The organism is Streptomyces sp. NPDC006283 (genome assembly GCF_040613325.1).
Lineage (GTDB): Bacteria > Actinomycetota > Actinomycetes > Streptomycetales > Streptomycetaceae > Streptomyces.
Genome location: NZ_JBEXRZ010000052.1, coordinates 1 through 12,663 on the forward strand (window position 1 = coordinate 1; position 12,663 = coordinate 12,663).

Below are 12,663 nucleotides of genomic sequence, written 5' to 3' on the forward strand. Positions count from 1 at the left end.
CGAGGACCTGATCGCCTACCGCCGCAGCTCCGAGCCGACCGTCAAGCGCGAGGCCGATCCTCGACTTCCCCGGACAGTTCGCGAGCTTCCAGTCCAAGCCGTTGTCCGGGAGGCGCCAGCTGTGCCTGAGGCGCCCGCCGGACCCGGCACGGCCGACGAAGCCGCCGGGCCCGAGGCGCCCGCCGTGCCTGAGGCGCTGGCTGCGCCTGAGACGTCCGCCGCCCCAGCAGCGCCCGCCGCCCCCGCGGCGGCCGGCGAAGCGGCCGGCCCCGAGGCGCCCGCCGTGCCTGAGGCGCCCGCCGCCCCCGCAGGGGCCGACGAAGCCGCCGGGCCCGAGACGGCGGACGAAACCCCTGCGCCCAAGGCACCCGATCAACCCCCTGCCCCCGAGACGGCTGCCGAAGCCACCGACCCCGCCGCGGCAGAGGAACCCGTCGCCCCCGACGGCGACTCCCCAGAAACCGAGACCCCCCGGCCCGCGACCGGGTCCACCGACGGACCCGAGGGCGAGCCGAACCGACCTGCCGGAGGCGAGCCCGCGTGAACGACGCACTGGACGTCGCCCTCCGGCTCATCGTCGTTTTCGCCGTGTTCCTCGTCCTCCCTCTTGTCATCGGGCAGACCGAGCACAAGGTGATGGCCCACATGCAGGGCCGCCTCGGCCCCATGTACGCCGGCGGCTTCCACGGATGGGCCCAGCTCGTCGCGGACGGTGTGAAGTTCGCGCAGAAGGAGGACGTGGTCCCGGCCGACGCCGACCGCCGCGTCTTCCAACTCGCCCCCGCCGTCGCTCTCCTGCCCTACCTCCTCGTACTCGTCGCGATCCCGATCGGCCCGAACGAGGGCGCGGTCGGTCAGGTCGTCGACGCCGGCATCTTCTTCGTCCTGGCCGTCATGGGCGTCGGTGTGCTCGGCTCGCTCATGGCGGGCTGGGCCTCGGCCAACAAGTTCTCCCTGCTGGGCGGTCTGCGCACGGCCGCCCAGCTGCTCGCGTACGAGCTGCCGATGCTGCTGACCGCCGCCTCCGTCGCCATGGCGGCCGGGACGGTCTCCCTGCCCGGCATCCTGAACGCCTTCGAGTGGTGGTGGCTGCCCTGGCAGATCGTGGGCGCCATCGTGTTCTTCGTCGCCGGCCTCGCCGAGCTGCAGCGCCCTCCCTTCGACATGCCCGTCGCGGACTCCGAGATCATCTTCGGCGCGTACACCGAGTACACCGGCCTGCGCTTCGCGCTCTTCCTGCTCGCGGAGTACGCCGGAATCGTCGTGTTGTGCGGTCTGACCACCGTCCTCTTCCTTGGCGGCTGGCACGGCCCGTTCGGGGCGGACGGCCTCGGCTGGGTGTGGACCCTCCTCAAGACCGCCGTGCTCGCCTTCATCGTCATCTGGCTGCGCGTGACCTACCCCCGGATGCGCGAGGACCAGCTGCAGAAGCTCGCCTGGACCGCCCTCGTCCCGCTCGCCCTCGCTCAGATCGCCCTCACCGGCATCGTCAAGGTGGTGATCTAGACGTGTCCCCGATCCCCGGATCCGGTCTCGCCAAGGGCCTGGCCGTCACCCTGCGGACGATGACCAAGAAGACCGTCACCGCGCAGTACCCGGACGTCCAGCCCCAACTCCCGCCCCGCACACGCGGCGTGATCGGACTGTTCGAGGAGAACTGCACGGTCTGCATGCTCTGCGCCCGCGAGTGCCCCGACTGGTGCATCTACATCGACTCCCACAAGGAGACGGTCCCTGCCGCCGTCCCCGGCGGCAGGGAGCGCAGCCGCAACGTCCTCGACCGGTTCGCCATCGACTTCTCCCTCTGCATGTACTGCGGTATCTGCATCGAGGTGTGTCCTTTCGACGCGCTGTTCTGGTCGCCCGAGTTCGAGTACGCGGAGACGGACATCCGCGAACTCACCCACGAACGGGACAAGCTCCGCGAGTGGATGTGGACCGTTCCGGCACCGCCCGCGCTGGACCCCGGCGCGGAGGAGCCGAAGGAGGTCGCCGCGGCCCGCAAGGCGGCGGAGAAGCTGGCAGCCGCGCAAGCGGACGCCACGCCCCCGACCGCCCCGCAGGACCAGCAGGGCACGCCGGGCCATGCGGCCCCGTCCGCCCCACCGGCACCGGAGGACACACCGCCGCCCGGCGAACGCCCCACCGGGGGAGAAGACGGCCCGGCACCGGGTCAGGGAGGTGCGGCATGACGCTCGCCACTGCCGCGACGCACGGTTTTCTGTCTCCCACGGGGGTCGAGATCGCCTTCCTGCTCGTGGGCGTCGCCACGCTCGGCGCGGCGGTCATCACCGTCACGACCAGGCAACTGGTGCACGCCGCCCTGTGGCTGGTCGTGGCGCTCGGTGGCATCGCCGTCGAGTACCTCCTGCTCACCGCCGAGTTCATCGCATGGGTGCAGGTCCTCATCTATGTCGGTTCCGTCGTTGTCCTCCTTCTCTTCGGGCTGATGCTCACCAAGGCGCCCATCGGCCGCTCACCGGATGCCGACTCCGGCAACCGATGGGTCGCTCTCGCTGTGGCGCTCGCCGCCGCGGCGTCCCTGGTCTGGGTCGTCGTCGACGCCTTCCGCACCACCTGGATCGACCTCGACGGGCCGGTCCAAGGCTCCACCAAGGTGTCCGGCGAGATCCTGTTCCGGCACTGGGTGCTGCCGTTCGAGGCGCTCTCCGTACTGCTGCTCGCCGCACTGGTCGGCGCGATCGTCCTGTCCCGCAGGGACGCTGAGCCGGTCGCCACGCCCCCCACGGGCGGCGCGGACCGAACGGCCCGGAAGGGGAACAGCTGATGCACCTCGCCTATCCAGCCGTGCTGGCCGTGCTCCTCTTCAGCGTCGGGTTGTACGGGGTGCTCGCCCGCCGCAACGCGATCCTCGTCCTGATGTCCGTTGAGCTGATGCTCAACGCCGTCAACCTCAACCTCGTGGCCTTCGACGTGTGGCTGCGCGACACCCTGCACGCCGGCCAGGCGCTCACCCTGTTCACCATCGCCATCGCCGCGGCGGAGATCGGTATCGGCCTGGCCATCGTGCTCATGGTGTACCGCAACCGCGGCAGTTCGGACGTCGACCGTCTCCGCGACACCGCGGAATCGGCGGACGGCCCCGAAGGCCCCGGCGCCGGCCACGGTGACGCCGGCGCGACAACCGCAGACCGCGAGGAGAAGGCCGAGGCCACCGCGTGACCACCACGACCCTCGCTGTCCTCGTACCTCTCCTTCCCTTCCTGGGCGCTGTCGCCGGACTGCTCCTCGGCCGCAGCGCACCGGGCTTCGTGCGTCCGCTGGCCGTGCTGCCGACGCTCGCCGCGGCCGTGCTCGCCGTCCTCGTCGCCGTGCGACAGGACGGCGGCAAGGCGATCGCCGCCTCGACGCAGCTCACGCCCACCGGCTCGATCCCGATCGACCTCGCCCTCTACCTCGACGGTTTCGCCGTCCTTGCGGCCGTCCTGGTCGGTGTCGTCGCCTCGTGCGTGCAGATCTACTCGACGGGCTACCTGCGCGACGACCCGCGCTACCCCTCGTACGCCGCTCTCGTCTCGCTGTTCACCTCCGCGATGCTGCTCGTCGTCTACTCCGGTGACCTGATGGTCCTGCTGGTCGGCTGGGAGATCATGGGCATCTGCTCGTACTTCCTCGTCGGCCACTACTGGGAGACGCCCGAGGCACGCGCCGCCTCCCTCAAGGCGTTCCTGGTCACCAAGCTCGGTGACGTCCCGTTCCTGATCGGTCTGTTCGCGCTCGCGGCCGACGCGGGCACCTTCCGGATCACCGGGATCCTCGGAGCCGTCGCCGCCGACGCCGTCGAGCACCCCACTCTCATCGCCCTGCTGCTCCTTGCGGGCGTGGCGGGCAAGTCGGCGCAGTTTCCGCTCCACACCTGGCTGCCCGACGCGATGGCGGGCCCCACCCCCGTCTCCGCGCTGATCCACGCCGCGACGATGGTCGCGGCCGGTATCTACTTCGTGGCCCGGCTCCTTCCTCTTTTCGCCGCCTCCGCGGCCGCCATGACCGTCCTTGCCGTGATGGCTGCCGTGACGATGGTCGGCTCGGCGCTCGCCGCGCTCGCCCAGGACGACATCAAGCGGGTCCTCGCCTACTCGACCATCGGCCAGCTCGGCTACATGTCGGGCGCCCTGGCCGTCGGAGACCGAGGCGCCGCCCTCTTCCACCTCCTGTCCCACGGTGCGTTCAAGGCGCTGCTCTTCCTCGCCGCCGGCGTGATCATCCACGCCGCGGGCACCAACTCGCTCGCCGCCATGTCCCGTATGAGCGGACTCGCCAAGCGCGTCCCCGACGCGTACTGGACGATGACCGTCGCGCTTCTCGCACTCGCGGCGATCCCGCCCTTCGCCGGCTTCTTCTCCAAGGAAGCCGTCCTCGTGGCCGCCGAGCACACCGCTCTCGGCGACTCGGCCGTCGCCCCCACCGCCGCCGGGTGGTTCGTGCTCGTCGCCGCGCTGGTGACCGCCCTTCTCACCGCCGCGTACGCGATCCGGCTGTGGCTGCTCACCTTCCGGGGCCGCGGCGCCGAGGCCCCCGACCACGGCAGGCAGCCCATCACGATGACCAGCGTGCTCTGGGTCCTCGCCGTTCCGTCGCTCGCCTTCGGGCTGACCGCCGGCCGCCTGCCGCGCTGGTTCGACGGCCACGAGCTCACCCCGACCCTCACCACCGCCGTCCTCGGCACCGGCGTCGCCCTGGTCGGCGGGCTGATCACCTATGCAGCCTGGCGGCACGCCACCGCGGTCGCCGCCCGTCCCCCCATCGGCGCGGTCGCGGCGCACCCTGACGCCGAACCTGCCGTCTCCGAGGCGGAGGCCATCGCCACCCACAAGCCCGCCTACGGCGACATCGCCGCGGCCCCCGACCCGGCCGACCCGGCCCGGCTGCTGCTCGGTCCACTCCACCGGCACGCTGCCGCGGGCTTCCACGTCGACGCGCTCTACACCGCGATGTTCGTCCGTCCCGTCCGTGCGGCCGCCCAGCTGGTCAGCTTCCTGGACCGTGAGGTCGTCGACACCTATGTACGCGGCTCCGGCACGGGCACGCGCTGGCTCGGCGCGGCGGTCCGCCGCGCGCAGACCGGCAACGTGCAGACCTACCTGAGCGCGCTGCTCGCCGGCTCCGTCGTCCTGGCGATCGCCGCCGTCGTCCTTTCCAACGTCAACGCCGGATCGTGAGCCGTGATCGATATCAGCGCGTCCGTGATGCAGTTCCTTCTCGCGTTCATCGTCGTCGGCCCGCTCGTCGGAGCCGCCGCAGCACTGCTGCCCGCCCCGCCCGGGCTGCGCGGCAGCAGTCCTGACCAGGCGGTTCTACGGCACGGCGTGACCGTCACCGGCGCGGTCCTGGTCGCGGCCGTTGTGCTGGCACTCGGCTTCGACCATGACCAACCGTCGAAGATGCAGGCCACGACGGACATCAGCTGGATCCCGGCACTCGATGTGCGGATCCACCTCGGTGTCGACGGCATCTCGCTCCCCCTTCTGGTTCTTACGGCGCTGCTGACCTTCCTCTGCGCGCTCTACAGCTACTTCAACATGCCTGCGGGCCCGTCCCCGAAGGCGTTCGTCGCCCTGCTTCTCGTCCTGGAGTCCGGCACTCTGGCGACCTTCGCCGTCCTGGACCTGCTGCTGTTCTTCCTGGCTTTCGAGATCGTGCTCATCCCGATGTACTTCCTCATCGCCCGCTGGGGCGGTGAGGCTCGGCAGCCCGCCGCCTGGAAGTTCATCCTCTACACACTGCTCGGCTCGGTCGTCATGCTGCTCGGCCTCCTGCTCATCGGGCTGAAGGCCGGCACATTCGACATGGTGGCACTCGCCACTGACAACGGCCGGGGACTCACAACATCCGTGCAGGTCATCGCCGTTCTGGCGATCGGTCTCGGCCTCGCGGTGAAGACGCCGATGTGGCCGTTGCACAGCTGGCTGCCCGATGCCCACACCGCCGCGCCGACGGTGGGCTCCGTCCTGCTCGCGGGCGTCCTGCTGAAAATGGGAACGTACGGTTTCGTCCGTATCGTGCTGCCGATCGCGCCCGACGGCATGCGTACTTTCGCGCCGTACCTCGCCGCGTTCGCCGTCGTCGGCATCATCTACGGCTCCCTCGCCTGCCTCGCCCTCGCGAAAAGCGGGGCGGGCGGCGACCTGAAGCGGCTCATCGCGTACTCGTCCGTCGGCCACATGGGCTTCGTGCTGCTCGGCATCGCGACGATGACGCCCACCGGCGTGAACGGCGCCCTGTTCGCCAACATCGCCCACGGCCTCATCACCGGACTGCTCTTCTTCCTCGTCGGCGCGCTCAAGGACCGCTACGGCACCGCCGACCTCGATGCCCTCGCGGGTGCGACGGGCGCCGCGCTGTACGGGCGTGCACCCCGCCTCGGTGGTCTGCTCGCCTTCGCCGCGGTCGCATCGCTGGGGCTGCCCGGACTCGCCGGTTTCTGGGGCGAGATGCTTGCCCTGTTCGGGGCGTTCGACCCCGCCGACGGCCTCAGCCGCCCCGCGTTCCTCACCTTCATGGCGATCGGCGCCTTCGGCACCTTGCTCACGGCCGCGTATCTGCTCGTCGTCGTGCGGCGTGTGTGCATGGGAGCCAGGCCGCCGGCCAGCCGGGCCGAGACCGAGCCGCTCGCCGATGTGCGGGCGTACGAGTTCGCCGCCTGGACGCCGCTCGTCGCCCTCACCGTCCTCGCCGGTCTGTGGCCCGCGGTCCTCCTCGGCCTCACCGACCCGGCCGTGCAGAAGCTCCTCGCAGGAGGCAAGTCGTGACCGTGGCAGCAGACAGCGTCACCAGCCTCGTCCAGTCGGTCGACTGGGCCGCCGTCGCGCCGCCGACGATCACGGCAGTCGTCGCCCTGATCGTCCTGGTCGCCGATCTCTTCGTCGGCGAACGGCGCAAGCCGCTGCTGGGCGCCGTCGCCGTCACGGGTCTCGTCGCCTCGCTGCTGGCGCTCGTGCCGCTCCGCAAGGGCGACCGTTCCACCTTCTGCCTGACCGACAACGCCGAGGCCTGCAGCTACACCGCCGACCACTTCACGCTGGTGATCCAGTTCCTGGTCTTCGGCGGCGCCCTGCTGACCGCACTGCTCTCCCTCACCGAGACGCGGAGGAAGCTCCCGGCAGGAGAGTTCTGGTTCCTGCTGCTCTCCTCCGCGGCGGGTGCGGCGCTGCTGCCCGCCTCCCGTGACCTCGCCACCCTTGTGGTCGCCCTGGAGGTCGCTTCGCTCCCGGCGTTCGCGCTGGTGGGACTCAGGCGGGGGGACCGGCTCTCCAGCGAAGCCGCGCTGAAGTTCTTCCTGTCGTCCGTCACCGCGACGGCCGTGACGCTGCTGGGCGTCAGTTTCGTGTACGCCACGACCGGGACGCTGCACCTCACCCAGGTCGCCGCGGGCCTCGAGGACGTGCCCGGACAGCTGGACACGCTGGCCAAGGCGGGCGTGGCGCTGACACTTGTCGGCTTCGCCTTCAAGACGGCCGCGGTCCCCTTCCACTTCTGGGTTCCCGACACCTACGTGGGAGCACCGCTGCCGATCGCGGGCTACCTGTCCGTAGTGGGCAAGGCCGTCGGCTTCACCGGGCTCATCCTGGTGACCGTCATCGCCTTTCCCGGGTACGCCGACATCTGGGGCCCCGCCCTCGCGGTCCTCGCCGCTCTGACCATGACCGCCGGCAACGTCGCGGCCCTGCGCCAGTCGGCGACCCGCGCGTGGAGCGCGGTCCGCCTCCTGGCCTGGTCCTCCGTGGCGCAGGCCGGCTACCTGCTGGTCCCGATCGCCGCCGCTGCCTACTCCAGCGACGTCCAGATCGGTGCGACGGTCGCATACGCCTTGATGTACGCCGTCGTGAACCTGGGCGCCTTCGCGGTGGCCGCCCTTGTGGCCCGCACCCGGCCGCTGAACCGGATCTCCGACTACCGCGGCCTGTACGCCACCCGCCCGCTCACGGCTCTCGCCATGGCCTTCTTCCTGCTCTGCCTGGCGGGTCTCCCGCCGGGCATTGTGGGCCTCTTCGCCAAGGTGACCGTCTTCTCCGCGGCCGTCGACGCCGGCCTCGGCTGGCTGGCCGTGGTCATGGGCGTCAACGTGGTGATCGCCTTGTACTACTACCTGCAGTGGACGGCGGTCCTGTTCCGCGCCCCCGAGGCGGCGGAGGCGGCGGAATCCACCAGGAGGCGCACCCCCGCCTCGGTCACCGTCGCCGTGGCCCTGGCAGCTGCCGCCGGTGTCGTGCTCTCCGGATACCCCCAGCTGGTCCTGCGCTTCGCCGCCACCAGCCTGTTCTGACGTCCCACCCGAACGGCCCATGCCCGGGGCCGTGGCGTGCAAGGGAACCAGTGTCCTTCGCCTGGCGTTGACCAGTACAGAAGGGTCCACTGGAGAGTGGAGCACCACCACGCAAAGGGTCCCCTGCCGCACCGCTTGGAGGGCGTACCGTGCACCGCCGGCACAACGGGCTGAAGACCGCCGTACTCCTCGGGGGGCTGTCCGCACTCATCCTCGTCATCGGCAGCTTCTTCGGCCGGACAGGGCTGCTCGTCGCGCTCGTCGTGGCGCTCGGCACCAATGCGTACGCCTACTGGAACAGCGACAAGCTGGCGTTGCGGGCCATGCGCGCCCGCCCTGTGAGCGAGTTCGAGGCCCCCGCGCTCTACCGCATGGTCCGTGAACTCTCCACCGCGGCCCGACAGCCCATGCCGCGTCTCTACATCTCCCCGACCCAGGCGCCCAACGCGTTCGCGACGGGCCGCAATCCGCGCAATGCGGCGGTGTGCTGCACCGAAGGAATCCTGCGCATCCTCGACGAGCGCGAGCTGCGCGGCGTGATCGGCCATGAGCTGAGCCATGTCTACAACCGCGACATCCTCATCTCCTCGGTCGCCGGAGCGCTCGCCTCCGTGGTGATGTTCCTGGTCAACTTCGCCTGGCTCATCCCCATCGGCCGCTCCGACGACGACGAAGGCCCCGGCCTGATCGGCATGTTGCTGATCATGCTGCTCGGCCCCCTGGCGGCTTCCCTGATCCAGCTCGCGGTCAGCCGCTCCCGGGAGTTCGAGGCGGACGCGTCGGGCTCCCAGCTCACCGGCGACCCACTGGCTCTGGCCAGCGCCCTGCGCAAGCTCGACGCCGGCACGAAACAACTGCCCCTGCCGCCGGAGCCACGGCTCGAAACCGCGAGCCACATGATGATCGCCAACCCCTTCGGCCCCGGCCGCGGGCTCTCCAGAATGTTCTCGACCCACCCGCCGATGGCGGAACGAATCACCCGACTCGAGAAGATGGCAGGTCCTCGCCCGTGAAGACAATCCTGAACGTCATATGGCTGATCCTGAGCGGCTTCTGGCTGTTTCTGGGATACCTGCTGGCGGGAGTGATTCTCTGCATCACCGTCATCGGCATCCCGTTCGGCCTGGCGTCGTTCCGCATCGGCGTCTACGCCCTCTGGCCCTTCGGCTACACGACCGTGGACCGCCGTGACTCCGGCGCGCCCTCAGTCCTGGGGAACGTCCTGTGGGTGATCCTGGCCGGCTGGTGGCTCGCGCTCGGCCACATCGTCACCGGCATCGCGCTGTGCATCACGATCATCGGCATCCCCTTCGGCATCGCCAACTTCAAGCTGATCCCCGTCTCCCTGATGCCGCTGGGCAGGGAAATCGTCCCGACCGACCAGCCGTTCGCCACGCGCTGAGCGCCCCCGTTCGGCCCGGCCCTTGTTCGGCCCGGCTCCCTTTCGACCGGCGGCCGGCCTCGACGCGCCCCGTCACGGCACGTGGGGCGCCCCGACACTCGAACGTGTATATCGCCGCCTCGGCTGGAACTCGACGTCCAGGCCGAGGCGTTGGCGATAGTGCAGTAGACGAGAACTTCGAACTTCGAACTTCGTACGACGAGAAGCCGCTCGCTCCGCGCACGCCCGCCGTTGCCGCCATCGCCCCGACGACGGTGCCCCCCAGCTACCTCCGCGCGGTGCGGCCCCTTGCTCCAGCGCCGCCGCGACGGCGCCGACACGATCGCCGCAGCTCACCTGTCTTGTGCCGCACCACACTGACAGCGCAACCGCGGCCCGGGCGGCTCGCGTCCTCGACAACAACACCGCAAGAAAGGCAGGTTCACGGCATGAGCATCATCAGCTGGATCGTCCTCGGGCTGATCGCCGGAGTCATAGCCAAGATCCTGCTCCCGGGGCGGGACCCGGGAGGGCTGATCGGCACCACGGTCATCGGCGTCGCCGGGGCCTTCCTCGGCGGATGGATATCCGCCCGGTTCCTGGACCGGGAGATCGCCAACCAGTTCTACGACGGGCCTACTTGGATCGCGGCCATCGGCGGCTCGCTCGTCCTGCTCATCGCCTACCGCATACTCTTCGGCCACTCACGCTCGCGCTGAGGACAGCCGCGGCGACGGACCGGATCAGCCCACCAGCCCGGTCTCCCGCAGGGTGATGTTCAGCCGCCCGCTGCTCATCCCCGTCACCGGGTCGGCCGTACCGGGCAGCACCTTCGGCACGCCGTGGTACGCGAAGCGTGAGACACCACCGAAGACGAACAGATCACCCGACGACAGTTCCACGTCCGTATAAGGCCGGCCCCGTGTCTCCGCGTTCCCGAACCGGAACACGCACGAGTCGCCGATGCTCAACGAGACCACCGGCGCACCGGACCGCTCCTCCTTGTCCTGGTGCATCCCCATCCGCGCCGCACCGTCGTAGAAGTTGATCAGCGCCGTGTCCGGTGTGTACCCACCATGCTCGCCGTACGCCTCGACCAGCGCCCCGCGGCCCAACTCGACCAGCCAGTCCGGGAATCCGGCAACCCGGGCGCCATTCACATCGTCCGCCGTGCGCGAGTACCGGTACGGCTGCCAGTGCCAGCCCACGCACACGGTGCGCACCGACATCACGCCGCCGCCCGGAAGGACCGTGTGCCGGATCGGTACCGGACCGCGGGCCCAGCCGCGGCAGGCGGCCACCAGCTCCCGCTGACGTTCCACCGGCAGCCAGTCGGGCACATGGACCGCGCCGGGCGATACCACGGCTCGTTCGCGCGGGAACAGAGCACCGCTCATGAGGTTGTCCCGGTCACGGCACCGGTGCGCCCTCGAGCCCCAGGAGTCGCGCCTTGGACTCAAGGCCGCCCGCGTATCCGCGCAGGGCCCCGTCAGCGCCGATCACCCGGTGGCAGGGCCGCACGACGAGCAGCGGATTGCGCCCGATCGCCGTCCCCACCGCCCGGACGCCCACCGCGGAGGTGCCGACCCGGTCGGCGATCTCCTTGTACGTGGTCGTCGCTCCGTAAGGGATGGTCTCCAGCGCCTGCCAGACGCGGCGCTGGAAGTCGGTCCCAGCGTCGACGTACTCGATCTCGAATCGGGTCAGCCGGCCGGCGAAGTACGACGACAGCTGTCGGCCGATCTCCTGGAAGGCCTCCGGATCGCGCCGCCAGCCGTCCCTGATCACGGCGCCGCCTTTCTGCCCCGGCAGCGAGAGCGAGGCCAGTGCGGTGCCGCCCTTCGCCGTGGCAGAGGCCCGGCCGACCAGCAGCAGCTCGCCCAGCGGGCTGGCGACGGTGTCGTACACGCTGGTCATGGCGTGCGTCCCTCCTTGCGGATGTTGCCTCTCGCGGGAGGCTGTGTCCGTCCCGCTCCTACGAGTCTGCGTCGGCGGCGCTCGTGAAGCTGGCGGAAATCCGACACCACGCCCGGGCTGCCCGCTGCTGCCCGGCACCCGCGGCACAGGGCGGGGGCGGAGCGTCACTGCCGCTCCGCCCCCGGGTGCCCCGGCGCGCCCGCCGATGTCAGCGGTAGTTCACGAACTGCAGCGCGAAGTCGAAGTCCTGGCCCTTGAGCAGCGCCTGCACGGCCTGCAGGTCGTCCCGGCTCTTCGAGCTGACCCGCAGCTCGTCGCCCTGGACCTGCGCCTTGACGCCCTTGGGACCCTCGTCGCGGATGACCTTGGCGACCTTCTTGGCGTTCTCCTGGGAGATGCCCTCCTCGATGGAGGCGAAGATCTTGTACTCCTTGCCGGAGAGCTGCGGTTCGCCGGCGTCCAGCGCCTTCAGCGAGATGCCGCGCTTCACGAGCTTGGTCTGGAAGACGTCCAGGATCGCGTTGACGCGGTCCTCGGAGTTCGCCTGCATCAGGATCTTTTCGCCGGACCAGGCGATCGAGGCACCGACGTTCTTGAAGTCGTAGCGCTGCGAGATCTCCTTCGCCGCCTGGTTGAGGGCGTTGTCGACCTCCTGCCGCTCGACCTTCGAGACGATGTCGAAACTGGAGTCGGCCATGTCCTGTGGCTCCTTGTATCGGGTGCGTGGAGGCGCGGCCCGCGAGCCGGACCGCTCGGGCAAGCCTAGCCACCCGCGCCCTCCCAGGGCGCTGATCAATCCGGTGGCGAAGCACCCCCGCGCATCAGGTATCGTTTACGTCGTTGCCACGGAGCACCGCCCCACAGCGGTTGCCTCCCGCGCGACATCCCATGGCGGTGTGCCCGAGTGGCCAATGGGAGCGGACTGTAAATCCGTCGGCTTAGCCTACCCAGGTTCGAATCCTGGCGCCGCCACGCGATGAGAACGGCCCCTGATCTGCGGAAACGCGTTCAGGGGCCGTTCTGTGTAAGTGTGGCTACGGAGACCAACTGTCTCGCTGTGTCTCGTTCTCACACACTCTCT

Annotated in this window: 13 protein-coding genes, 1 tRNA gene and 1 pseudogene; 12 read left to right on the top strand and 3 right to left on the bottom strand. The window is 70.1% G+C overall.

Going from position 1 to position 12,663, the window contains the following annotated elements; genetic code table 11:
- From ABZ070_RS13810 to ABZ070_RS13860, 11 genes and pseudogenes are all read left to right on the top strand, one after another.
- A pseudogene (locus tag ABZ070_RS13810) lies at positions 1–544 on the top strand (hypothetical protein); the annotation flags it as partial.
- Positions 541–1,506 (top strand): complex I subunit 1 family protein, encoded by a 966-nt coding sequence (locus ABZ070_RS13815; RefSeq protein WP_356633302.1) that lies wholly within the window; start codon positions 541–543, stop codon positions 1,504–1,506. The pseudogene ABZ070_RS13810 and the gene ABZ070_RS13815, both read left to right, overlap by 4 nt.
- Positions 1,507–1,508: 2 nt before the next feature.
- Positions 1,509–2,192, top strand: coding sequence for an NADH-quinone oxidoreductase subunit I (locus tag ABZ070_RS13820; RefSeq protein WP_356633304.1), 684 nt, complete (start codon positions 1,509–1,511; stop codon positions 2,190–2,192).
- Entirely contained in the window at positions 2,189–2,788 is a 600-nt protein-coding gene (locus ABZ070_RS13825) for an NADH-quinone oxidoreductase subunit J (protein WP_356633306.1), read from the top strand. Before ABZ070_RS13820 ends, ABZ070_RS13825 begins: the two co-directional genes overlap by 4 nt.
- Positions 2,788–3,183, top strand: coding sequence for an NADH-quinone oxidoreductase subunit NuoK (gene nuoK, locus ABZ070_RS13830; protein WP_356633308.1), 396 nt, complete (start codon positions 2,788–2,790; stop codon positions 3,181–3,183). Before ABZ070_RS13825 ends, nuoK begins: the two co-directional genes overlap by 1 nt.
- Positions 3,180–5,180: an NADH-quinone oxidoreductase subunit L gene (locus ABZ070_RS13835; protein ID WP_356633310.1), complete on the top strand. Its 2,001-nt coding sequence runs from the start codon at positions 3,180–3,182 to the stop codon at positions 5,178–5,180. The genes nuoK and ABZ070_RS13835 overlap by 4 nt, the downstream gene beginning before the upstream one ends.
- 3 nt (positions 5,181–5,183) lie before the next feature.
- Positions 5,184–6,770, top strand: a complete 1,587-nt coding sequence (locus ABZ070_RS13840) for an NADH-quinone oxidoreductase subunit M (RefSeq protein ID WP_356633312.1) — start codon at positions 5,184–5,186, stop codon at positions 6,768–6,770.
- Positions 6,767–8,284 (top strand): NADH-quinone oxidoreductase subunit N, encoded by a 1,518-nt coding sequence (locus ABZ070_RS13845; RefSeq protein ID WP_356633314.1) that lies wholly within the window; start codon positions 6,767–6,769, stop codon positions 8,282–8,284. The genes ABZ070_RS13840 and ABZ070_RS13845 overlap by 4 nt, the downstream gene beginning before the upstream one ends.
- A 149-nt stretch (positions 8,285–8,433) precedes the next feature.
- A complete protein-coding gene (htpX, locus tag ABZ070_RS13850) occupies positions 8,434–9,297 on the top strand; it encodes a zinc metalloprotease HtpX (RefSeq protein WP_356633316.1) in 864 nt (287 codons plus the stop codon).
- Positions 9,294–9,686 carry a YccF domain-containing protein gene (locus ABZ070_RS13855; protein WP_356633318.1) on the top strand — a complete coding sequence of 131 codons (393 nt, stop codon included), beginning with the start codon at positions 9,294–9,296 and terminating at the stop codon, positions 9,684–9,686. The genes htpX and ABZ070_RS13855 overlap by 4 nt, the downstream gene beginning before the upstream one ends.
- A 428-nt stretch (positions 9,687–10,114) precedes the next feature.
- The gene (locus ABZ070_RS13860) at positions 10,115–10,384 is read left to right on the top strand and encodes a GlsB/YeaQ/YmgE family stress response membrane protein (protein ID WP_356633320.1); all 270 of its coding nucleotides are present in this window, start codon (positions 10,115–10,117) and stop codon (positions 10,382–10,384) included.
- Positions 10,385–10,408: 24 nt separating this feature from the next.
- Here the strand turns inward: ABZ070_RS13860 and ABZ070_RS13865 are convergent, their stop codons facing one another.
- From ABZ070_RS13865 to ABZ070_RS13875, 3 genes are all read right to left on the bottom strand, one after another.
- Positions 10,409–11,062 carry an alpha-ketoglutarate-dependent dioxygenase AlkB gene (locus tag ABZ070_RS13865; RefSeq protein ID WP_356633322.1) on the bottom strand — a complete coding sequence of 218 codons (654 nt, stop codon included), beginning with the start codon at positions 11,060–11,062 and terminating at the stop codon, positions 10,409–10,411.
- Positions 11,063–11,075: 13 nt separating this feature from the next.
- Positions 11,076–11,582, bottom strand: coding sequence for a methylated-DNA--[protein]-cysteine S-methyltransferase (locus ABZ070_RS13870; RefSeq protein WP_356633324.1), 507 nt, complete (start codon positions 11,580–11,582; stop codon positions 11,076–11,078).
- Between the two features lie 208 nt (positions 11,583–11,790).
- Positions 11,791–12,279, bottom strand: coding sequence for a YajQ family cyclic di-GMP-binding protein (locus ABZ070_RS13875; RefSeq protein ID WP_356633326.1), 489 nt, complete (start codon positions 12,277–12,279; stop codon positions 11,791–11,793).
- 193 nt (positions 12,280–12,472) lie between these two features.
- Here ABZ070_RS13875 and ABZ070_RS13880 point away from each other — a divergent pair.
- Positions 12,473–12,554: transfer RNA gene (locus tag ABZ070_RS13880), tRNA-Tyr, on the top strand.
- The last annotated feature ends 109 nt before the right edge of the window (positions 12,555–12,663 follow it).

Bases quoted from the DNA above. Each gene is read 5' to 3' on its own strand.
- nuoK (WP_356633308.1), top strand. From the start codon at position 2,788: ATGCACCTCGCCTATCCAGCCGTGCTGGCCGTGCTCCTCTTCAGCGTC.
- ABZ070_RS13875 (WP_356633326.1), bottom strand. From the start codon at position 12,279: ATGGCCGACTCCAGTTTCGACATCGTCTCGAAGGTCGAGCGGCAGGAG.
- ABZ070_RS13860 (WP_356633320.1), top strand. From the start codon at position 10,115: ATGAGCATCATCAGCTGGATCGTCCTCGGGCTGATCGCCGGAGTCATA.
- ABZ070_RS13825 (WP_356633306.1), top strand. From the start codon at position 2,189: ATGACGCTCGCCACTGCCGCGACGCACGGTTTTCTGTCTCCCACGGGG.
- ABZ070_RS13870 (WP_356633324.1), bottom strand. From the start codon at position 11,582: ATGACCAGCGTGTACGACACCGTCGCCAGCCCGCTGGGCGAGCTGCTG.
- ABZ070_RS13865 (WP_356633322.1), bottom strand. From the start codon at position 11,062: ATGAGCGGTGCTCTGTTCCCGCGCGAACGAGCCGTGGTATCGCCCGGC.